This is a genomic window from Pseudanabaena cinerea FACHB-1277 (genome assembly GCF_014696345.1).
Lineage (GTDB): Bacteria > Cyanobacteriota > Cyanobacteriia > Pseudanabaenales > Pseudanabaenaceae > Pseudanabaena > Pseudanabaena cinerea.
On sequence record NZ_JACJPY010000011.1, the window covers coordinates 1 to 22,242 of the forward strand.

Sequence of the window (22,242 nt, forward strand, 5' to 3'; positions counted from 1 at the left end):
TTGTTCGTCCATTTCGCGGTATCCATAAAAAGTATCTGCATCTCTATGTAGCCATGTTTGAGTGGGCTTACAATTTACGTTGGATTGATTTTGACTTCCTCCGCCGTCTTCTTGTCCCTCCTTTCACCTATTTACCCACATGAGCGACCCCTATTAATCCTCAGTCTCGCAGGTACGGTCATCGCCAACCTCATGGCAGGAACCGCCACCACTGCGGCAGTATTATTCTTCGCCAGATTTCTTGATGGCATCACAGGGGGAAATGCCTCCGTTGCTCAGGCTGTGATTTCTGATGTCACGCCACCAGAGCAACGCGCTAGAGCCTTTGGTATTAATGGAGCCGCCTTTGGCATGGGCTTCATTATGGGACCTGCGATTAGTTTACTTGCCCAAAAAGCGGCGCTAAATACACCCCTCGGCAAATCCTTCGGCGCGTCCTTTTTGGTATCCGCAGTTATCGCGGCGATCGCTCTGATATTGACCATTTTTGGGCTACCTGAAACCCTCAAAACTAACCCTAGCCAATCCCCCAAGAAAATCAACTTTTTCGATCTTGGTCTAGAAAGTCTGCTAAAGGGGCTATTTATGCCCAAGATTGGTATTTTATTAATGATCAACTTCCTGACAGGCTTAACCTTTACCCTGTTTACCTTTGCCTTTCAGCCCTACTTTATTAATGTAATCAAACAAAATAGTGATGCACTGACCTTGATGTTTCTGCTGTTTGGGGTATTGGGCGTAATCATGCAGACCTTGGGCATTGCCCAAATGACTAAACGTCTGCAATTAGTACAGATTCTCTTTTTAGGTCTATTTATCCGCAGTCTATCCTTTGTCCTGATGCCGATTTGGGTAAACCTCTATTATTTTGTCGCCGTATGTATTCTTTTCTCTTTGCTAAATTCAGTCGTGCAACCGATGATCAGTGCCTTAATTTCTCTCAACACTAGTCCCGCAGAACAAGGCACAATGCTGGGAATCAATTCCTCTTATCTGAGCATATCCAATGCCTTTGGACCTGTAATTGCAGGGCTAGTCGTCAATCAAAATAATCCCTCCTCCTACGGCTATCCCCTTTACATCGCGGGGATTTGTACATTTCTCGTTCTCATGCTAGCGATCGCCAAGCAAAAAGATTACGCAATCGCCACAAACAGAGAGCGATAACTGTGAAAAATCCACTGTGAATAGAGACAATAAGGAGTCGGGATTTTTGATTACCAGCTACGCCCATTGACTGGTCGCCTTAGACCCGCACCAACGAGTTCTCTTTCTTCGCCTTTGGGTCTAACACCAGAATTACCAGAACTATTAAATGTGGGCAGTTGATCAAGATATTGCTGATTTAGCTTTTGATCCTGCTTCAGCTCTTGATAGTTGCGCTCATTCTTAAGCAACACTTGCCGAACTGCCCTTACGATTGAGCGTTGGGCAAGCTTAGACATTACATCGCGCCCGATCGCTAAGGTTTGGGGCTTACTGAGAATACGGGTGGCTAGGGGCAGCATCTCATTGGGGGCGATCGCTTGATCCTTTTGGAGGATATTCCATAATTTAGCAATGTAACCAAGACTAGAAACAGATTCTTCCTTGCCAGAATTCGTGTTCCCTGATTGAGTTCCCGAACCAACAGCCTTACCAATCAAAGAATCCCGTAATGTTGAGGGTAAACGCTTACTTGCTTCCATTTCAATGCCTTTAACGATTTCCTCAATAATGCGATCGTGCATAAACTCACTGCGATCGGATAGAAGAAAATCAATTCCCTTATCTAAGGTTCCTGTTAGGTTATATTCAGGGTTAGTCTGGGCATTGGTGAGCAGATTCTCAAGGCGATTCCAACGAAATTCCCCATTGCGAAATAGTAAATCCTTAAGGGCTGCTCTTAATTCGGGAGCCGAATCATTGAGCAAGCGATTGGCAACATAAGGATAGGCAACCGCCAATACTTTGAACTTAGGATCGACACTAAAGGCAATGCCCTCAAGGGTGACGAGCGATCGGATAATCAACGCATAGTAAGCTGGCACTTGAAAGGGATAGTCATACATGATCTGGGATAGTTGATCGGTCATGTCTTTAAAATCCATTTGGGTTAAGCTCTGCCCCTCTGGAGGATTAAAAACGCTAGATAAAGCAGGCACGATCGCCGCAAAATCAATGTCTTCAGTCAAAAATCCCAAACGTACATAGTCCTTTGACAAAGCATCAAAATCACGATTAACTAGATGCACGATCGCCTCAATCAGTCCAAAACGCTGATCGGCAGACACCTCACTCATCATCCCAAAATCTAAGTAGGCAAGCTTGCCATCACTCATTACCAGTAAGTTGCCTGGATGAGGATCGGCATGAAAATAGCCATAGTCTAATAGCTGTTTGAGAGAACATTGCACGCCAACTTCAATAATCTGGCGACTGTCAAAGCCTGCTGCCTTTACCTTTTCCACATTAGTCAGCTTAATTCCCTCAATCCATTCCATCGTCAAAACCCGTTTGGCGGTGTATTCCCAATAGATCTTAGGAACGTAAATGCCTTCAAGATCACCGTAATATTTCGCAAATTTCTCGGCATTATGTCCTTCAAAGGTATAGTCCATTTCCTCAAAAATGCGACTTGCAAACTCATCAAGAATTGCAGCGAGGTTGCTCCGCACAAATTTGAAGGTTTTGCGTAGCCATAGGGCAATACCACGCAGAATATACATATCAAGAGCAATTCCTGCGGCAATATCTGGACGTTGCACTTTGATCGCCACCAACTCTCCCGATCGCAACTTTCCTTTATAAACCTGTCCTAATGAAGCGGCGGCGATGGGGTTTTCTGAAATCTCGGCATATACTACCAACGGCTCTGCGCCTAAAGCTTCACGAATAAACTGAAAAGCAATTTCATTAGGAAATGCAGGTAATTGATCCTGTAGTTCTGATAGCTCATCCATAAAAACAGGCGGCACAATGTCGGGGCGTGTCGATAGCGCCTGCCCAATTTTGATGAAGGCAGGACCAAGGCGGGTTAATAATTTGCGTGACTCGATCGCTAGTTTTTTTAATTGCGTTGGTGATGACTTTTGACTAAAGCGTAGTCTAATCAACAACCAAACCAATGGTACAAAAATCACGATGCAGCGCCACCAAACCCGCAAAGGCTGGTTGCGGTAATACTGGGCGATCGCTTCAATATCGTAGCGATCTAGCTCAAAGACAGATTTGGTGGTAGGCATAGACTTTGGATAATCTCAACAGGATCAACGAATTTCGGGGCTTGTGCCTTTGCCATCAGTTGTTAGCAAAGCTAGATTTCAATAAAAATCAACTATAGATTATTTTAACAATTTGTTACACAATTGGCGATCGCTCTCTGTGCCTATATTTGTAGCTTACAGCGCAAAATTAAAGCCTGTTGCCAATCCACATCAGTGACAAGGGCATGGGAAAAATCACAACTAATCAAATTTGCCTTATGAAATGACGCATTGGTGAGATCGGCATATTGAAACTGCGTACCAATCAATGTTCGGGCGCGATATAAATTCCATTGAAATAAATAAAGACTGCCAAAAACTTGGAGTGGTTGAATTGCCAAAAATGTTAACGAGGCCAGCCAAATATTCTCGGTCATAGAATTAGCGATCCCCTTAAAAGCACCATGAACCAACATTTTGACTAAAGGCGATCCCCAAAACCCCGCACAAAATGCAGTTGCTAGACAAATAAAAATTGCCAAAGTAATTTGCCTACGGCTCACATATGCCATGCCCCCATTGCAACCGAGCATAAAGGCGATCGCAAAACTCACTGCAAAAATCACAACTACAGCGATCGCCACCCCTGTCAAAATATCTGGGCTAAAACTATTACTGCCACTCAACCAAGTCATCATTAGAGTTGTGACAAACACCAGACATAGAATGGCAGAAACCATCACTGTCCCTGCAAATATAGCTGATATGCCATAGGCAATCAGCGAATGCCATAGGATCTGGCGATCGCTTAATCCCGATCTGACATTCGCAAAATTCGCAAACTTAAGCTGAGCGCGGTAAAAATTGCAACCACGAATATCAGCACCACTAAAATCCGCACCAATGAGGTTACGCCCTTTAAAAGAGCGATCGCGTAAATCTTGGTTAGCAAAGTTAAGACCTTGACTCATATAGTATTCCAATCCGCCTCAAACCTATGCAGCCTAGCTATATAACCTATTTAGAGCTTCTTGGTAACACCAAACCAAGAAAAGGCATAGTCATCTTGGAGTTGGGTATTACTGGACTAAGGCAGCTCTGCCGTAGTCGGCTTAGAAATATGGGGCAGCCCCCAACCTAATTTTTCGCGCAAAACTTGGAAAAATTCACCTTTTTGTAAACGAATAAATCTAGCAGGATAATGTGATCGCTCCACCTCCACCCGATAATCTGGATACACATAGCATCCTGCATTACCATCCACCACTAGCACCAAGCGATGTCGGTTGGCAGGAGTGACGATCACTTTTTCAGTATTAGCAAATACCAAAGCGCGGGATGCCATCGAGTGGGCGCAAATTGGCACAAGCTGAAAGACAGGAATTCCCGGCTCAATCACAGGTCCACCTGCCGAAAGCGCATAGGCAGTCGAGCCAGTAGGCGTACAGATAATTACCCCATCTGCGGCAATATCTACAGGCACATGATGACCAATCTGCACCTCAAAATGACACATACTAGTTAGCGGCTCACGGTGCAGCACCATTTCATTCAAGGATAGAGCTTCCCAAAGCAAGCCTTTACTGTCATAAACCCTAACCGTCATCATCGATCGCTGCTCAATTACATAGCGCCCTTCCAACACCTGATCAAGCGCCTCCTGCCACTTCGTCACATATACCTCTGTCAAAAAACCCATATGCCCTGTATTGACAGTTAGTACAGGTAGGGCTAGGGGCGCAATTTGGCGGCAGGTGGATAGAACCGTGCCATCACCACCCAAGGCAATGACAAACATTACCTCAGAGTCAAAACCCATTGGTACTAAACTATCTATGGGCGTATGACATACGGGCGCGTCTGGCTTGCCATAGCCCAAAATACCGCCCTTACCAGTTGCCAATACGGTCTGGATATCGTGCTTTTCCAGCCACAACCTCATATCCATCGCCACACTTTCGGCAACAGGCTTTGCGTCGTTATACACAATCCCGACTTTTGGCACGCTTAATGACTACCTATGACTATTCAAAATTTCCGTCAATCTGCTAATTATATCTTTGATACCCAATTAAAAAATGGTAACGCCGTTTTTTAATTTAAAAAATCTCGCTGACTCAAATCATCAAACAAAAGAAGCGACACATGGTATCGCTTCTTTGTTCTGGCTTATTTTTAAGGCAATATGTCCATTTGCATGACACACTAGTTAGCCAGTCAGCTAATTAGCAGTGAGGTCAACTGGCTTTTTTGAACGCTTAGCAGACTTTGACTCATGTTTTGCCTTGTGACCATGAAAACGAATGCCAAGGAATAAATCATAGAGAAACCCAGCAAGGTCAGGCATTTTGAAGATACCTAGGGTCTGAGGAGAACCATTGGCATCTAGCAAAGGCTTCATTTGATAATAAGCTGATTCGTAGTAGTACCAAGGTACGTTTGGCCAAAGGTGATGGATCAGGTGATAGTTTTGACCTAAAAGCAAAATGTTCAAAAATCGACCAGGGTAAACTCTGGCATTTTTCCAACGCGATCGCTCGACAAAGGGGCGATGGGGTAAGTAATCAAAGAACAGACCCAGCAGTAAACCCATCACGGCGGCGGGGACAAACCAGAAATTGAGCATATATCCCAAGAAGCCCCAATAGTAACCGACCACAATTGTTGCAATCACAATCAGACGGCTAACTGCCCATTCTAATAGTTCATAGTTGCGCCATAGACGGCGCTGAAAAAAGAAGATCTCATGGTAAAAGAATCGAGCAGCTATTAGCCAAAGGGGGCCGCCTGTAGAAACATAGTGATCAGGATCATCTTCCTCATCATTAACATGGGCATGATGCTGCATATGCACCCTTGTAAATACGGGAAATACAAATCCTTGCAAAATTGCCGAAATATGACCGATCGCCGCGTTAACGATTCGATTGGGATGCGCGACCCCATGGGAAGCATCATGGATGACGGTTCCTAGCACATATAATGCAGAAAAATTGCAAACGAATACCAGCCAGTGTGACCAGCCCCATACCCAATACCCTGTCGTTGATGCGGTTCCCAAAACGATAGAACCTAGTAACAGTATTATTGTTGGATTAAATCCCTGTGCTGCACCCATCAAACCGACTGGAACAGTTAGGGCTTTGCCCTGCTGCTGCATTGTGTCACTCCTTACTGAATTTCTAATCTTTTATTTTATGAATTTGGATCCGCCATAGTTAGACTTAACTAACCTATGCTTAACTAACCCATGCTTAACTAACCTATGCCTAAGCTTGTACAAGGCTAGAAACTAGCTTTGTATATTGTTTAGTTTTATTACGTTTATTATTATGACCCATGCTATCTGTATTGGGGTAAGATTGCAACTATTTTTAATCGGTGACAATTCATCATGGCAACTATCAACGACAACTACCTCAAGCTCAAAGCAGGTTATTTATTTCCTGAAATTGCGCGAAGGGTTAACACTTTCATCGAAGCAAATCCTGAAGCCCAAGTAATTCGCCTTGGCATCGGTGATGTCACCGAACCTCTGCCCCAAGCTTGTCGAGATGCCATGATCAAGGCTGTGGAAGATATGGGTGATCGCCATTCCTTTAAGGGCTATGGTCCCGAACAGGGCTACGCATGGTTGCGTGAGAAAATTGCCAGCCATGATTTTCAAGCTAGAGGTTGTGACATTGACGCTTCCGAAATTTTTATTTCCGATGGTTCTAAGTGCGACTGCGGCAATATCCTCGATATTTTTGGCAATGATAATGTCATCGCCGTTACCGATCCTGTTTATCCCGTTTATGTGGACACCAACGTGATGGCAGGGCATACAGGCGACATCAATGACAAGGGCGAATATGAGGGGTTAGTTTATTTACCAATTACTGCTGAGAATAATTTCACTGCCACCCTGCCCACACAAAAGGTGGATCTAATCTATCTCTGCTTCCCCAACAATCCCACGGGTGCAACTGCCACTAGAGAATATCTGCAAGCTTGGGTCGACTATGCTAGAGCCAATGGATCGATTATTTTCTATGATGCCGCCTATGAAGCTTTCATCACCGATCCCAGTATTCCCCATTCCATTTATGAGATTGCAGGCGCAAAGGAATGTGCGATCGAGTTCCGTTCTTTCTCTAAAAATGCTGGCTTTACGGGAACCCGTTGTGCTTTGACCGTAGTTCCTAAAAACTTGATCGGCAAAGCCAAAGATGGCGCGGATGTCGAGGTATGGAAGCTATGGAATCGTCGTCAATCCACTAAATTTAATGGCGTATCCTACATTGTTCAGCGCGGTGCTGAAGCGGTATATTCAGCAGAGGGGAAAGCGCAAATCAAGGCACTGATCGATTTCTATATGGAAAATGCTCAAATCATTCGCGATCGCCTAACTGAGGCAGGTCTAGCGGTATATGGCGGTGTCAATGCGCCCTATGTGTGGGTCAAAACTCCCGATGGTCTGACCAGTTGGGACTTCTTCGATAAGCTGCTCCATAACTGTCATGTGGTGGGTACACCAGGTTCAGGCTTTGGTGCAGCAGGGGAAGGCTATTTCCGTATTTCCGCATTCAACAGCCGCGACAATGTGAACGAGGCAATGCGGCGCATCCTTGAGAAGTTCTAACAAATAGGCGGTGCATTGCACCGCCTATTTGTTCACGCATTATCAAACTTATTTTCTAACTAACTTTACAGGTTGACCATCTGCCTGTAATTCTTTGCCATCGGCGGATATGGTGTAGGGCTGTTTGGGCGGGGTTTGGGGTGGCTTTTCACCATTGGCTAGTTCAACCTGTGAGGTCACTTTGCCATCTTCAATGCTCATTTTGCCAGTAATTTTAATTTCCTGCTCCTCCCCTTTAATCGAGACTGCCTTGAGGGTTGCGTCAAATTTGCCTTCAGGCTTAATTGTCCATATGCCTGTTACTGACTTCACCCCATCTTTTTCGGCTTCAGCCAATAATTTAGGATCTAAAACTACGTCATACGCACCTGCAATTTTATCTAAGCTGAGATCGCCCGTATTGGCGGCGGCAGGAGTCGGGCTGGCGGTTGACTCAGGAGACTTAGTGACCTGAACTTCAGGAGATTTTGCTGGGGTGGGGGTTGCGGCGGGAGTCGTGGCAGTGGGGCTGGCGGTAGGAGTGGCGGCGGTTTCTACCTTAGGAGGTTCGGGCTGTTGACAAGCAGACAGTACCGCAACGCAGGCGATCGCTGTAATAATTCTATGCTTGGCAGGAAGGTTGAATGATTGTTTCACGATTAAATTTATGGTCGGTGGATTGAAAATTGCATACAGGATGAGGGTATGCCTTTGATGACAGGTTTAAGTCGATCTAAGTTGCCTGATGTGGCAAACAGATCATCGATAGTTACTCATAATATATAGCGATCGCTAGTCTTATTAGGACACAAAACTAGAAGACGAGTAGTGGCGCGAAGAGCCGCTACTCGCTTCTTGGGCTGTGATTTGTCCCAATATAAGTGGCTATAGCTATACTGTAGGTATTATTGACTATACACTCCCTCATCAGCAACACCTCAGTAATACCTATGGTCATTAGTGAATCGAAACTGGATATCAAAGCAGAGATCGCTTTGCAGCGTGAATTTTTTGCTACTGGTAAAACCAAAAGCTATGAATTTCGGAAAACGCAACTAGAAAAGCTGGAACGGCTGATCAAGGAGCATGATCAAATCATCCTTGATGCACTGCACCAAGATTTGCGAAAACCTGCGATCGAAGCATTTGGCAGTGAAGTCTTAGTGACTACTAGCGAAATCAAGTATATTTTGAAGCATTTGCGGGCTTGGATGAAGCCGCAAAAGGTGAGTACTCCCCTCAATCTGTTTCCTAGCTCTAGCTATATCCATACAGAGCCCTTGGGCGTGGTCTTGATTGTTGCTCCTTGGAATTATCCCTTTTCCTTGACGATTCAGCCTTTGTTGGGGGCGATCGCCGCAGGTAACTGTGCCATCCTCAAACCCTCAGAGCATACGCCTAATACATCACGGGTAATTGCTCAGATCATTAACAATAACTTTGATCCCAGCTTTATTACCGTCATCGAAGGGGGCATTGAAACCAATCAAGCTCTACTAGCGGAGAAGTTTGATCATATTTTCTTCACTGGCGGCACGGCGATCGGCAAAATTGTGATGGCCGCCGCCGCGAAACACCTCACCCCCGTCACCCTAGAGCTTGGTGGTAAAAGCCCTTGCATTGTTGACGCAACCTGCGATCTCGAAATTACAGCCAAACGGATCATTTGGGGCAAATTCTATAACTGCGGACAAACCTGTATTGCGCCAGATTATTTATTGGTGCAAAAAAGCATTAAGCCGATTTTGCTAGAGAAATTGATTAGCTATATCAAAACTTTCTTTGGTGACAATCCTCAACAAAGCGCCGATCTGGGGCGTATCGTCAATGAGCGCCAATTCGATCGCCTCGTGGGACTGCTCGATGAAGGCAAAATTTTAATTGGTGGACAACATGATCGCGGCGATCGCTACATTGCCCCGACTTTAATTGATCAGGTTTCCCCCGATGCTAAGGTGATGGCGGATGAGATCTTTGGTCCGATTTTGCCAATTTTGGAATATGACCAAATTGAGGAGGCGATCGCCTTAGTTAACGCTCAGCCCAAACCCCTTGCCCTATACTTGTTTTCCAAGAATGAGCAGCTTCAACAAAGGATCGTGCAGGAAGTTGCCTATGGCGGTGGTTGTTTTAATGACATCATTCTCCATGTTGGCAATCCTGAACTGCCCTTTGGCGGTGTCGGCAATAGCGGCATCGGCAACTATCACGGTAAAGCCAGCTTTGATACCTTTTCCCACCGCAAGAGTATCCTCAAAAACTCTTTCCGCTTTGATTTGAAGTGGCGTTACCCTCCCTATACAATGAGTTTAGAGACTTTAAAAAAATTCATTTAGTTAGTATTAGAAAAGGAGAAATAGAAAGATTTTGAGCATCGGCGCTAAGCGTTGCTGCTCAAAATCTTTCTGGGTTTTAAATTAGTAATATTTATCAAGCATAAATTAGGAATTAATATGGATATCCATGCACTGAGAGAAGAATATAAAAAAGGTCAGCTAAGGCGTAAGGATTTACAGGAAGATCCATTTAAACAATTTGAGACATGGTTTCAACAAGCTTGTAATGCCGAATTGCTAGAGCCCAATGCCATGACCATTACCACGGTTTCACCACAGGGAAGCCCCTTTGCCCGAACAGTGCTTTTGAAATATTTTGACCAACAGGGCTTAGTCTTTTTTACCAATTACAAAAGCCGTAAGGCACAGCATATCGAACAAAATCCCCAGGTTTCTCTGCTTTTTACTTGGCTACCACTTCAGCGCCAAGTGCATATCACAGGCAAAGCGGTCAAAGTCTCTCAAAAGGAATCTTGGGAATATTTTACATCGCGTCCCCGTGGTAGTCAGCTAGGTGCTTGGACTTCTCAACAAAGCGAAGTGATTTCTTCTAAACAGCTATTGCTAATGCAGTTTGAAGAAGTAAAGCGTAAGTTTTTAGAAGGGGAAATTCCTCTGCCAGATTTTTGGGGTGGTTTTCGCATTGTGCCTGATAGCTTTGAGTTTTGGCAGGGCTGCCCTAATCGGCTGCACGATCGCTTTTTATACAGCCTGCAAGACGATCAACAATGGAATATCCAGAGGCTCTCGCCATAAAGGATAAAAGTATGAAAGAGCTGCGAAGCAGCGCTTTCATGTCGGTTCTCATTAAAAAACATTGATCGCTTGACAGTTCTAGATGCAGAATTATTAGATTTTGGATAATGGCGCAAAACCAAAGGTGGCGTTATATTGACGACACCAAATAGCAACAGAATTGAATTGTTCGGATTGAACGTTCTTGGGGATCTCGTAACGCTGTGTTCCGTTATAGCTTTTGAGAGGGGCGATTACCACATAGTCACCTGAAGCGATCGCGTAGTCAGGGGGCTTAGATATTTGCAGGATATTTGGTGATTTATGCAAAATCACGAATAGGTCGGGGCCATTTGGTGAAGTGCTAAAGTTTTGATCCAGCTCAATGAAATAAGTTCCATTTTCTTGCATAACTTGAGTTTTACCACTGGTCGTATGTTCGCCACTGATAAAGCTTCCAGACCTGATTTTGGCGGTTGCCACCTTTTCAGCTTTAGGTGAAGTTGGACTCTCGGCGGTAAGGCTTGCGGTTGGTGGCTCTGTCTGAGTGTTTATGGGAGCAACATTGGCGCATCCCATTGCTAAAATTAGCATTGTAGCGATCGCAGTAAATTTTTTCATGTTCACGTATTCATCAAAATTGGTGCTGGTCAAATTACATGGATACACTTGCTCACACTCACCTAATATTATCGCATTTTGATTATTCAATGCCTTGCCTTTGAGCCTTACCGTTTTACCTTGACTAGTCCTTTGCAAACGGCAAGAGGGGAGATCGCTTGTCGTGAGGGTTTTGTAATTAGCATCGGCGATCGCCAAGGTTTAGTTGGCTATGGCGAGGCGACTCCCCTTGATGGTTTGGCAATGGAGCCTTTGGGGATGACTAGGGAATGCTTGGCAAATGCTCAGCGATCGCTAGTTAATATGCAGATATCAAGTCTGGCTGACATTGAGAATCTATTGAGTGAATATGAACCATATCCTGCGGCAAGGCATGGCTTAGAACTTGCTTTAGTCGATCTCTATGCCAAACAGCAGGGGCTAACATTACCGCCATTAATAATCAAGCATTTTGGTGGCGTGATCCATCTGCCCAAGGTGAATGCGGTCATTGGCGCGATCGCTCCGCAATTAGCAGTAATCAAAGCTCAAGGTCAGATCCAAACGGGTTATCGCTGTCTCAAAATTAAAGTGGGATCTGACGATTTTGCAACAGATTGGCAGAGGGTGGCGGCGGTGCGATCGCAGGTGGGCAATGATATCCAAATTCGCATTGATGCCAATCAAGCTTGGACAGAGGCGGCGGCGATCGCCAATTTAAACAAATTAGCACCCTTGGATATTGAATATGTGGAACAGCCCGTTCCCTTTGATGACCTAGCGGCAATGGCAAGATTACGGCGATCTCAACCAATCGCGATCGCGGCGGATGAATCGGTTAATCATCTTGCACAGTTACAGCAAATAATTAATAGGCAAGCCGCCGATATTGTAATTTTAAAGCCCATGGTCTTAGGCGGCATTTTAACCACCCATCGAGCGGCGATAATTGCCCTAGATGCAGGTTTAGATGTGGTGATCACCACAACCCTCGATGGCGCGATCGCCTGTCAAGGAGCAATGGATTTAGCCTCGACTTTACCAATTACCAGAGCCTGTGGGTTATCAACATTGCACTTAGCGCGGTAAATCTTCAGGCTTGTTGCAATTTAGCAACATCCTTGGCGGCACTGAAGTAATCTCGATCACCTCATGTTTACTTAACCATTTTTGAAAGGAGCGCCCTCCCTGCTCAATAAATTGATGAAGAGATATGTGCGCTTGCCATCGATAAAAACCGCATAAAGGTTCCCAGTTTTTGCCATCGGCAGAACGTGGCAAATAGGCGATCGCCGCCATCGGTAACGCTGCTAAATCACGCGCCCAAGCCTGTAAAACCGCGCCTTGCAAATTCGGCAAATCGCAAGCCAATAGTAAGATCCAATCCACAGGAGGCGCGATCGCCTCTATGCCCAGACTAAAACCCACCAAAGCGCCATCTAGTTTGTTATCAATCACCAAGGTAAAATTACCAGCGATCGCCTGTTGATATGGCGCTGGTTCCCGCACCACCACATAGCCTTGCTCTGTCACCTGTGCCGCCGCCAAACATACACGCCGCAACATCGGCTCCCCATCAATTAAGATTAGTGCCTTGTCCTGCCCCATCCTTGAGCTTCTGCCCCCTGCAAGAGCGATCGCGGCGATTTGCATAATGTTTATACGGCTAAGAGTGATGCCGCGTTCCACACAGCATTACTGTCAGTTAATAATGTATTTCTGCCATTCGTCATGGTTGCCCGATCGCAAATACTTACTAACCTCAAAATGCAAACCACTATGGGGACGGCGGGGCTGCTTTTTGAGGGGCATTCCTGCCTCCTTGGGCGTGCGGTTGCCCTTTTTGACATTACAACGCACACAGGCAGTGGTAATATTTTCCCAACTGTCGCCGCCACCACGCGATCGCGGCAAAACATGATCGAGGGTCAAATCATCCCCGATATGTCCACAATATTGGCAGGAATGGGCATCACGGTGGAGAATATTGCGGCGGGTGAGGGGAATTTCTTTGTAAGGGATATTGATGTAATGCAGCATTCGGATCACAGTGGGCAGGGGCATCCCTGGATAAATCATCTTGCCATTATGCTCCACCTGTTCTGCCTTGCCTTTTATAACCAACACAATAGCCCGCTGCCAATTGGTAATGTTCAGCGGCTCATAGGATGCGTTGAGTACTAAGACTTTTGCCATTACTATCCATCTGACGTACAAAAGATGCTAACACAGCTAACCGAAAATTTACATAAGGCTTATATATCAATTTTCAGGATCTCAAAGGAATCGATTTTTGATGGCGCGGCTCAGTTGCGTCTTCAGAAACCGATTCTCTTACTTTTACGACACAGCCCTAAGCTAGGATTTAACAAATGTTTAGTCATCTCAATTTAGCTGCGGAGCAACATTTGTGAATATTCGTAAAGCAATCATTGCCTATAAGTCAGGTAGTCAAGTTGGGAAAGATTGGGCTGAGCGTTGTAGTTGCGAATTAGAATCTTTGGGGGTAAAGGTGCTGATGGGGCCAACAGGCGCAAATGATAATCCTTACCCTGTGTTTATTGAGTCTTTGCACCGCGAAATAGATTTTGCCTTGATCTTGGGGGGCGATGGCGCAACCTTGGGAGCCGCGAGATATTTGGCGAGGTTGGGAGTGCCAATTTTAGCGATCAATGTCGGGGGGCATCTGGGGTTTCTCACCCATGCGATCGAGGAATGTCAAAATACACAGGAAATTTGGGAGCGCTTGTTGTCTGATCGCTTTGCAATCGAGCGCCGCATGATGTTAGAGGCAAAAGTTATTACTGTTGATAAATGCTTAGGTATGAATATCAGCCAGCCGCAGGAGTCTTTTTTATGCCTCAATGAAATGTGTGTTAAACCTGCTTCGCCCGATCGCATGGTCACAGCATCCCTAGAGCTAGAAATCGATGGCGAAATCGTGGATCAATATCATGGAGATGGATTAATTGTGGCAACGCCCACAGGCTCAACCTCCTATACTGTTGCTGCCAATGGTCCAATCGTACATCCTGGAATGCACGCGATCGCCATTACACCGATTTGTCCATTGAGTTTATCTAGTCGAGCGATCGTGATCCCCCCCAAGCTCACTGTCAGCATCTGGCCTCTTTCGATTGATGACCTGAGTTTAAAACTTTGGACAGATGGTGTGATTGCTAGTTCCATCTTTCATGGTCAAAAGGTAGACATTCGGATGTCTGAACATCAAGCCCAATTTATCGTACTGCGCGAAGACTATTCCTATTACCAAGCATTGCGCCAAAAATTACTATGGACTGGGGCTAGGGTGCGCTATCCCAATCAAAACCGTGATTAATTATTAAAAGTGTGGCTACGCCACATTTTCAATAATTAATCACGAAAGGCAATCCGCCCTGTTTTAGGCAGACTAAACACCAAAAATATAGATAAATACAGCATATAAACTATGCCTGCAACTGCCCCCGCAAAGGCGAGATTTTCGGGCGCGATGAAGCCACTGAAAAATTTACCAAAACTAGCGGGTGGTTCAAACCAAACCTTACAAACATCGCTAAGGCGATCGCTGCTCACAAAGGCACAGTTGGCAAAGATGAGGCGAAATATGCCAGTGAGAACACAGTAAAAACTAGCAGCCCAGCGCCATCCTAAATAAATAGGTTTGAGAATATGACGTGATGCATTGATATCTTCGTTAAGATCGCGCCAAAACCATAGTGCTAAGACAATCAAAATATTGGCAAGGATGCCAGAAATAAACGATGCACCAATATTACCGATCGCCAAATAAATTGTAATTAGCACCATGCTGGCAACTCGCCAATACAATAGCAGCGATCGCTTGATGGCAATATTATCTACGCGCAATGACCAAATCAACAGTACAAGGGGGGCGATCGCTGTAAATATTAAAGCTAATCGATAGTCTAGCCAAACTAATTGACGAATAAGGGCGACATCCATAGATTAGAGAGAGATGGGAGAAAAATTAGAGAGAGATAACTTTGAGATTTGGTTGATTTGGCTGATCAAAAGAGGCGGCGTTATGCTATTTTACCAACCCTGCCCTCAAAGCGCGAACAGCAGCTTGGGTACGATCATCAGCACAGAGTTTGTTGAGGATGTTACGCACATGGGTTTTGACCGTGCCGACCGTAATGTATAGCTTCGTTGCAATTTCAGCATTGCTATTACCATTGACAATCTCCGAAAGAACTTCTAGCTCTCTTTCGGTCAGAGGTGTGGCCTCTAGTACCTGTTTGTAATCAGCTTCTGCGGCATCTATTTCCACGGTTGCCTCTCGACGGCGCACCTGTTGCAATACGATACTGGCGATCGCTGGGTCAATCCATGAATTGCCCTCGGCTGTAAGCTTTAAGGCTTGAACGAGATTTTCAGAACTGATGTCTTTGATGCAGTAAGAGTCAGCACCTGCGGCAAAGGCGGCTAGTACTGTTTCTTGGTTGTCAGTCAAGGTCAAAATTAAAACCTTAGTGGCTTTGCCAGTTTCGGTTGCCTTGATTTGACGGGTCACTTCCACCCCATCCATATCAGGCAAACCCAAGTCCACGATCGCCACATCTGGCTGTTGGCTATTGATGATCGCCACACCTTCCGCGCCCGTGGCAGCTTCACCTACAAATTCCAACTCGCCTTGTTGTTGCAGGGCTATCTTCATGCCCATACGGGTAAGGTCATGGTCTTCAATTAGAACAACACGAATTGAACTCATAAGCAGTTTTGCAAATTATGCGGATCTATATTGCTATCAGAATCTCACAGAAGTGGTAATAAAAACAGTTTATTTTTTTATGCTTAGCCAAGGCAGCCTATTGAGGGAAAGAGTAGCTCAAGAATATAGGCTATCAATCTGGCGATCGCCTTAAGATCGCATTTTAAGACCCTCAGCAAAATGAAGCCCATCAAGTTTTGCTAACATTGAGTCTATGACTGAGCCGTTACTACAAAACCCTGAAAAACTACAGGCTAGACTCAAAGAAATACCCCTAGAGGCGGGGGTTTACTTTATGCGCGATCGCCTTGACGGAGTGATCTATATTGGCAAATCTAAGGCTTTGCGAAATCGGGTGCGCTCTTACTTTCGCAATAGTCTGGACTTGTCGCCACGCATTGCGATGATGGTGCAATTGGTGCATGAGATTGAGTTTATTGTCACTGATTCGGAAGCCGAAGCACTTGCCCTAGAAGCCAACTTAATTAAGCAATATCAGCCTTATTACAACGTCCTCCTTAAAGATGACAAGAAATATCCCTATGTCTGCATTACTTGGTCAGAGGATTATCCGCGCATTTTTATCACCCGTAAGCGGCGCATGGGCGGCACAAAAGACAAATATTACGGTCCCTACGTTGATGTTTTTAATCTCAAGCGTACTTTAGGAATTATTAAACGGGCTTTTCCATTACGGCAGCGTCCTATTCCTGTTTTTAAAGATCGACCTTGCCTAAATTATGATATGGGTCTATGCCCTGGGGTATGCCAAGAAAAGATTTCACCCCAAGACTATCGACAGACAATGCTCAAGGTGGCGATGGTTTTTCAAGGGCGATCTAGTGAATTAGTGCAGTCTTTTACTGAGAAGATGGAATTAGCGGCGGCAAATCTGGAGTTTGAGAAGGCGGCAGATCTACGCGATCGCATACAGGTATTGCAAAATTTGGGTGCAAATCAAAAGGTGTCATTGCCCGATGATACTGTCTCCCGTGATGCGATCGCCCTAGCCTATGACGAGCAGCACACCTGCATCCAGCTATTCCAAATTAGGGCAGGACGTTTGGTGGGCAGGTTGGCTTTTGTTGCCGATAGTCAGAGTGCTAGTCCAGAGGGGATTTTGCAAAGAACCTTGGAGGCTCATTATCAAAACTGCGATCCTGTGGAAATTCCCAATGAAATACATACACAATTGGAACTGCCTGAACTTGAGATCTTGCAAGCATGGCTCAGCGATCGCAAGGGGCGCAAAGTGGCGATCGCGACTCCACAGAGGCAACTTAAAGCAGAATTAGTCGAAATGGTGGAGCGTAACGCTCAGTACGAATTAGCCAGAATCCAAAAACAAAGCGATCGTAGCGATCGTAATTTACAAGGATTAGAGGATCTCGCTGAGATCCTCAATCTCGATCACCTGCCCCATCGTATTGAGGGCTATGACATTTCCCACATTCAAGGCTCTGATGCCGTTGCCAGCCAAGTTGTTTTTGTCGATGGTATCCCTGCAAAGCAGCACTATCGCCATTACAAAATCCGCAATCCTGATATTCAATCTGGTCACTCCGATGATTTCGCCAGTCTAGCAGAAGTAATTGCGAGAAGATTCAAAAATCACACCAATCCCCAATCTCCAATCCCCAGTTCCCCTGAACCCGATTTTCCTGATTTGATCATGATTGATGGCGGTAAGGGGCAGCTATCTTCGGTGATGAAAATTATTGATAAGCTAGGACTGCGCGATCGCCTAACGGTGATTAGCTTAGCCAAGAAGCGCGAAGAAATATTTCTGCCCGAACAGTCGGAACCATTAATTAGTGGCGATCCTGAACGGGCGGGAGTGCAGGTATTGCGACGCTTGCGCGATGAGGCTCACCGTTTCGCGATTACCTTTCATCGTAAAAAACGGAGCCAAAGAATGCAGCGATCGCACCTTGATCAAATTAATGGTCTGGGTCATCACCGCCAAAAAATTCTCCTAGAGAAATTCCACTCTGTAGAATATATTCGTCAAGCAACTGTGGAACAAATTGCGGAAACCGATGGCATCGGCAAAAAGTTAGCCCAACTTATTTACAATCATTTTCACCCTCAAAATGATTAATCCCTTACACCCTATTGATATAAAAAGTTGATTCTAAAAAGCTGTCCCACCTGCATAGCGGGGGACAGCTTCTGATTTTAGGTTTTAATTATGGTGAACTACTTACTACAGAAAGTCTCCGTAGGCTGTAATTTCAATTTTTATTGAGGTGAACTTAGTACGCGATCAATCAAGCCATAATTTAGCGCTTCTTCCGCAGACATATAGTAATCGCGGTTCATATCGCGTTCAATCTTTTCCAAAGGTTGACCAGTGCGCTTAGCATACTCCTCATTCAGCTTTTGGCGAATTCGCAAAATTTCCCTTGCTTCGATTTCAATATCTGAGGCTTGTCCCCTAGTACCGCCCGAAGGTTGGTGAATCATGATTCGCGCATTGGGCAGAGCAAAGCGTTTACCCTTAGTGCCAGCCATGAGCAGATAGGAACCCATCGAAGCCGCCAAACCAACGCAAATCGTGGTTACTTCAGCCTTGATATGTTGCATCGTATCAAAGATTGCTAAACCTGCGGATACAGAACCACCTGGGGAGTTGATATACATATAGATATCTTTGGTTTGATCCTCAGAGTCAAAGTATAGAAGACGCGCAATAATCGAATTAGCCATACCATCTGTCACTTCACCACTCATAAAAATGATGCGCTCCATGGACAGACGCTCATAGATACTAATCCACTGCGTGAAAGTATCACCAGGATAGCGATAGGGAACTCTAGGAACACCGATAGGCATAGGTTTGTTTTTGGGATTGGTGGGATTTTGATTTTTAGCTTTTAGCTTTTAGCTTTTAGCTTTTAGCTTTTAGCTTTTAGCATTTAGCTTTTAGCGATTGGCTTTTAGCATTTAGCTTTTAGCTTCTGATGGATGTCTTTATGTTGGCTATGGAATTTAGAATCAATTGAGCTAACAGCTAACAGCTAACAGCTTAAACAAGTGCAGGCAAAGCTTTTGGCAAGTCTTTGGCACTTTCCAAGACGCGATCGATTAGCCCGTATTCTTTTGCCTGCTCTGGGGTCATGTAAAACATCCGATCCATGTCTTTGGTCAATACTTCAGGCTCCTTGCCCGTTGTGTTGGACAGGATTTTGAGCATGGCGGCGCGGTTGGTCAATACTTCCTTCGCCTGTATTTGCAGGTCAGAGGCTTGCCCTCTAGTTTGGCGGCGGGCTTGGTGAAGTACGATGGTGGCGTTGGGTAAGCTGGCTCTGAAGCCCTTTGTGCCAGAGGCAAGGATCATCGCGGCGGTTCCCATTGCTTGACCAAGACAGATGGTATGTACGGGCGGTTTGATATAGTTGAGGGTGTCACAGATGGCAAAGGCTTCGGTTTCAAAGCCGATCGCATCGCCTGTGTACCAAGATGTCCCCGTAGAGTTGATGTATAGGAAAATCGGTTTTTCGGGATCTTCGTATTGCAAATAGAGGAGTTGGGCGATTAGCAATTCGGTAACATCGACACCAAGCTGCTGTTTGTATTCGTCAGGCGATACAAGCGGCAACCCAAAGTAAATAATCCGCTCTTTTAGCAATAGCGAAGGTAAGTCAGGCGGCGGTGTGCGTCCGTATGACGAATCCCCGTAATAGGCGGCTTGGGCGGCGCGGGGAACAGAGCGAGAAGGTCGATCCATGTTTATTCGTGTTAATGACACTGACATTGTTAGCTTATCACAGCGATCCCACTGTCTTGGTCAGGGTTGGTTAGGTTTTGAGGTAGGGTTAGCCGTCAAATTTCCAAAATCCAAGAAGCGAGTGATGGGGAGAAGCACAGCCATCCGATTCTTAGACTTATCTCTTTGCAGGTTTTGAGACAGCCCAAAGCGCTGTATTATTTTTATGTGTATTTATTCTACAAAATAAAATTTCGTGTTAGACATTAAGCTTCTGCGATCGCAGCCTGAACAAATCCAAACGCGCCTCAATAGTCGTGGCAAGGGCTATGACCTTAGTCAATTATTGGCACTAGAGCAGCAGGCAAGGGAGTTAGAAACCCAGCGATCGCACTTGCAGGCAGAAAGCAATGACATCGGTAAGCAGGTGGGCATGAAGATGAAGGCGGGTGCGCCTGCCGCCGAAATCGAGCAACTTAAGGGGCGATCGCTAGAAATTAAGCAACTATTAGCCGCATTGGAGCCGCAGGAAAAGTCATTGCGGGAGGCAAGCAACGGAATTTTAATGACCTTGCCCAACCTGCCTAGTGAAAGCGCCCCCATCGGTAAGGATGAGAAAGAAAATGTAGAAGTGCGGCGTTGGGGCGATGAGTATAAAACTACTCGCACCGATATTCAGCCCCATTGGGAAATTGGCGAAAAACTAGGCATCCTTAATTTTGAACGCGCTGTTAAAATCTCCCAAGCAAGGTTTGTTAATCTCATTGGGGCGGGGGCAGCGTTGGAACGTGCCTTAATTCAGTTTATGCTCAATACCCACACTGCCAATGGTTACACTGAGGTTGCGCCGCCGCTATTGGTGAATAGTGACAGCATGACTGGCACAGGGCAGTTACCCAAATTTGCCGAAGATCTATTTAAATGTGCAGAGGACGATCTCTGGCTGATTCCCACGGCGGAAGTGCCTGTGACGAATTTATATCGCGATGAAATTTTGGAGGGTGAAAATCTGCCCATTTATCATTGCGCCTATACCCCTTGTTTTCGCCGTGAGGCAGGTAGCTATGGACGGGATACGCGGGGACTGATTCGCTTGCACCAATTTAATAAGGTGGAATTAGTCAAATTTGTCCTGCCCGAAAATTCTGCGGCTGAGCATGAGCAACTGGTAAGTGATGCCGAATCAATTTTGCAAGCGCTAAAACTGCCCTATCGGGTGGTAGAACTCTGCACGGGCGATATGGGTTTTAGTGCCGCTAAGTGCTATGACCTCGAAGTTTGGTTGCCCACCGCCAATACTTACCGCGAAATTTCTAGCTGCTCGAATTTCCATGATTTTCAAGCTAGACGTGCCAATATTCGCTTTAGGAGCAAGGGCAAGAAGGGAACCGAGTTTGTGCATACCCTCAATGGCTCAGGTTTGGCGGTGGGGCGGACGATGACCGCAATTCTCGAAAATTATCAACAGGCAGACGGACGGGTGCTAATTCCTGAAGTGTTGCAACCTTTACTCAACAGGGAATATCTCTAATGGCAACTATCCATCGGCTCAATCCCGACAACCCGCAAGAGCGCACGATCACTCAGATTGTCAATGCGTTGCGGGGTGGCGCGATCATGCTTTATCCCACGGATACGGTCTATGCGATCGGCTGCGATCTGATGTCAAAGTCGGCGGTGCAGCGTGTGCGACAGCTTAAGCAAATGTCTAATGACAAGCCCTTGACCTTTTTATGTTCTTCTTTGTCGAATATTGCGGAATATGCGATCGTTTCTAATGCCAACTATCGCACCATGAAAAGCCTAGTGCCAGGTCCTTTCACCTTCATTTTGCCTGCCACAAAACAAGTGCCGAAACTGGTCATGAACCCGAAGCGCAAAACCACAGGTATCCGCGTTCCCGATCACAAACTATCGCAAATGATCATTGAAAGGCTTCAAAATCCGATTATTTCCACCTCAGCCAATCTTCGGGATATGCAAGCAGATGATGATGAGTTTGATTATGCGGTCAAGGGTGTTAAGCAGCGTCATGTTTGCGAGTTGCCCAAAATTGAGTTATTCGATCGCTTCTCTAAACTAGTGGATTTGATCATCGATGATGGTTCAGAAAATGGCTCGGAAGTTTCGACTATTGTCGATCTCACCGATGATTTACATCCTGAGGTAATCCGTCAAGGTTTAGGCAACTTCTTTGATGTTGCATCGCGATTATAAGCATTTGGATCTGCGCGATCGCCTATATGCCCTGTATCTAATCTTGCATCTAATCTAAATTAAAGCAAATTCAGCAAATTAGTGAGCGTCAAAACTATTGACTTGGGCAAAGCCCATCCCGA

The 22,242-nt window shown here is 45.5% G+C and carries 21 protein-coding genes; 9 read left to right on the forward strand and 12 right to left on the reverse strand.

The genetic code is table 11. The features are described 5' to 3' along the window. Positions 1–84: 84 nt before the first annotated feature. Positions 85–1,167, forward strand: coding sequence for an MFS transporter (locus H6F44_RS05635; protein ID WP_407681862.1), 1,083 nt, complete (start codon positions 85–87; stop codon positions 1,165–1,167). 50 nt (positions 1,168–1,217) lie between these two features. On the opposite strand, the gene H6F44_RS05640 is transcribed toward H6F44_RS05635, so the two are convergent. The 4 genes from H6F44_RS05640 to crtR form a co-directional block, all read right to left on the reverse strand. Then, positions 1,218–3,224: an ABC1 kinase family protein gene (locus H6F44_RS05640; RefSeq protein ID WP_190349982.1), complete on the reverse strand. Its 2,007-nt coding sequence runs from the start codon at positions 3,222–3,224 to the stop codon at positions 1,218–1,220. A gap of 143 nt (positions 3,225–3,367) precedes the next feature. Continuing rightward, positions 3,368–4,156: a pentapeptide repeat-containing protein gene (locus H6F44_RS05645; protein ID WP_190349983.1), complete on the reverse strand. Its 789-nt coding sequence runs from the start codon at positions 4,154–4,156 to the stop codon at positions 3,368–3,370. Between the two features lie 116 nt (positions 4,157–4,272). After that, entirely contained in the window at positions 4,273–5,190 is a 918-nt protein-coding gene (locus H6F44_RS05650; protein WP_190349984.1) for an NAD(+) kinase, read from the reverse strand. Between the two features lie 216 nt (positions 5,191–5,406). After that, positions 5,407–6,345, reverse strand: coding sequence for a beta-carotene hydroxylase (crtR, locus tag H6F44_RS05655; RefSeq protein ID WP_190349985.1), 939 nt, complete (start codon positions 6,343–6,345; stop codon positions 5,407–5,409). 234 nt (positions 6,346–6,579) lie between these two features. Between crtR and H6F44_RS05660 the strand changes: the two genes are divergently transcribed. Then, positions 6,580–7,809 carry an LL-diaminopimelate aminotransferase gene (locus H6F44_RS05660; RefSeq protein ID WP_190349986.1) on the forward strand — a complete coding sequence of 410 codons (1,230 nt, stop codon included), beginning with the start codon at positions 6,580–6,582 and terminating at the stop codon, positions 7,807–7,809. Between the two features lie 48 nt (positions 7,810–7,857). Here H6F44_RS05660 and H6F44_RS05665 read toward each other — a convergent pair whose 3' ends face one another. Further along, entirely contained in the window at positions 7,858–8,445 is a 588-nt protein-coding gene (locus H6F44_RS05665) for a hypothetical protein (RefSeq protein ID WP_190349987.1), read from the reverse strand. Between the two features lie 293 nt (positions 8,446–8,738). Between H6F44_RS05665 and H6F44_RS05670 the strand changes: the two genes are divergently transcribed. Both H6F44_RS05670 and pdxH read left to right on the forward strand, forming a co-directional pair. After that, positions 8,739–10,124, forward strand: coding sequence for an aldehyde dehydrogenase (locus H6F44_RS05670; RefSeq protein WP_190349988.1), 1,386 nt, complete (start codon positions 8,739–8,741; stop codon positions 10,122–10,124). Positions 10,125–10,241: 117 nt separating this feature from the next. Further along, positions 10,242–10,880: a pyridoxamine 5'-phosphate oxidase gene (gene pdxH / locus H6F44_RS05675; protein WP_190349989.1), complete on the forward strand. Its 639-nt coding sequence runs from the start codon at positions 10,242–10,244 to the stop codon at positions 10,878–10,880. Positions 10,881–10,973: 93 nt separating this feature from the next. Here pdxH and H6F44_RS05680 read toward each other — a convergent pair whose 3' ends face one another. Beyond that, positions 10,974–11,480 (reverse strand): DM13 domain-containing protein, encoded by a 507-nt coding sequence (locus H6F44_RS05680; RefSeq protein WP_190349990.1) that lies wholly within the window; start codon positions 11,478–11,480, stop codon positions 10,974–10,976. A 78-nt stretch (positions 11,481–11,558) separates the two neighbouring features. Here H6F44_RS05680 and menC point away from each other — a divergent pair, with 78 nt between their 5' ends. After that, entirely contained in the window at positions 11,559–12,548 is a 990-nt protein-coding gene (gene menC, locus H6F44_RS05685; RefSeq protein ID WP_190349991.1) for an o-succinylbenzoate synthase, read from the forward strand. Here menC and H6F44_RS05690 read toward each other — a convergent pair. Next, on the reverse strand, positions 12,537–13,112 hold the full coding sequence (locus H6F44_RS05690; RefSeq protein WP_190349992.1) for a molybdenum cofactor guanylyltransferase: 576 nt from the start codon (positions 13,110–13,112) through the stop codon (positions 12,537–12,539). The two genes, menC and H6F44_RS05690, sit on opposite strands and share 12 nt — an antisense overlap. Positions 13,113–13,160: 48 nt before the next feature. Further along, positions 13,161–13,655, reverse strand: coding sequence for an HNH endonuclease (locus tag H6F44_RS05695; protein ID WP_190349993.1), 495 nt, complete (start codon positions 13,653–13,655; stop codon positions 13,161–13,163). Positions 13,656–13,869: 214 nt separating this feature from the next. Here H6F44_RS05695 and H6F44_RS05700 point away from each other — a divergent pair, with 214 nt between their 5' ends. Continuing rightward, complete coding sequence (locus H6F44_RS05700; protein WP_190349994.1) at positions 13,870–14,799, forward strand: NAD(+) kinase; 930 nt, start codon at positions 13,870–13,872, stop codon at positions 14,797–14,799. Positions 14,800–14,834: 35 nt separating this feature from the next. On the opposite strand, the gene H6F44_RS05705 is transcribed toward H6F44_RS05700, so the two are convergent. Both H6F44_RS05705 and H6F44_RS05710 read right to left on the reverse strand, forming a co-directional pair. Further along, positions 14,835–15,425, reverse strand: coding sequence for a DUF3177 family protein (locus H6F44_RS05705; protein ID WP_190349995.1), 591 nt, complete (start codon positions 15,423–15,425; stop codon positions 14,835–14,837). A gap of 85 nt (positions 15,426–15,510) precedes the next feature. Further along, positions 15,511–16,194, reverse strand: coding sequence for a response regulator (locus tag H6F44_RS05710; RefSeq protein ID WP_190349996.1), 684 nt, complete (start codon positions 16,192–16,194; stop codon positions 15,511–15,513). A gap of 214 nt (positions 16,195–16,408) precedes the next feature. Between H6F44_RS05710 and uvrC the strand changes: the two genes are divergently transcribed. After that, entirely contained in the window at positions 16,409–18,295 is a 1,887-nt protein-coding gene (gene uvrC, locus H6F44_RS05715; RefSeq protein WP_190349997.1) for an excinuclease ABC subunit UvrC, read from the forward strand. 140 nt (positions 18,296–18,435) lie between these two features. On the opposite strand, the gene H6F44_RS05720 is transcribed toward uvrC, so the two are convergent. Both H6F44_RS05720 and H6F44_RS05725 read right to left on the reverse strand, forming a co-directional pair. Then, complete coding sequence (locus H6F44_RS05720) at positions 18,436–19,029, reverse strand: ATP-dependent Clp protease proteolytic subunit (protein ID WP_199302009.1); 594 nt, start codon at positions 19,027–19,029, stop codon at positions 18,436–18,438. 193 nt (positions 19,030–19,222) lie between these two features. After that, on the reverse strand, positions 19,223–19,924 hold the full coding sequence (locus H6F44_RS05725; RefSeq protein ID WP_190349998.1) for an ATP-dependent Clp protease proteolytic subunit: 702 nt from the start codon (positions 19,922–19,924) through the stop codon (positions 19,223–19,225). A 235-nt stretch (positions 19,925–20,159) separates the two neighbouring features. Here H6F44_RS05725 and serS point away from each other — a divergent pair, with 235 nt between their 5' ends. Both serS and H6F44_RS05735 read left to right on the forward strand, forming a co-directional pair. Then, complete coding sequence (serS, locus tag H6F44_RS05730) at positions 20,160–21,434, forward strand: serine--tRNA ligase (protein ID WP_190349999.1); 1,275 nt, start codon at positions 20,160–20,162, stop codon at positions 21,432–21,434. After that, positions 21,434–22,120 carry an L-threonylcarbamoyladenylate synthase gene (locus H6F44_RS05735; RefSeq protein WP_190350000.1) on the forward strand — a complete coding sequence of 229 codons (687 nt, stop codon included), beginning with the start codon at positions 21,434–21,436 and terminating at the stop codon, positions 22,118–22,120. Before serS ends, H6F44_RS05735 begins: the two co-directional genes overlap by 1 nt. Positions 22,121–22,242 lie beyond the last annotated feature (122 nt).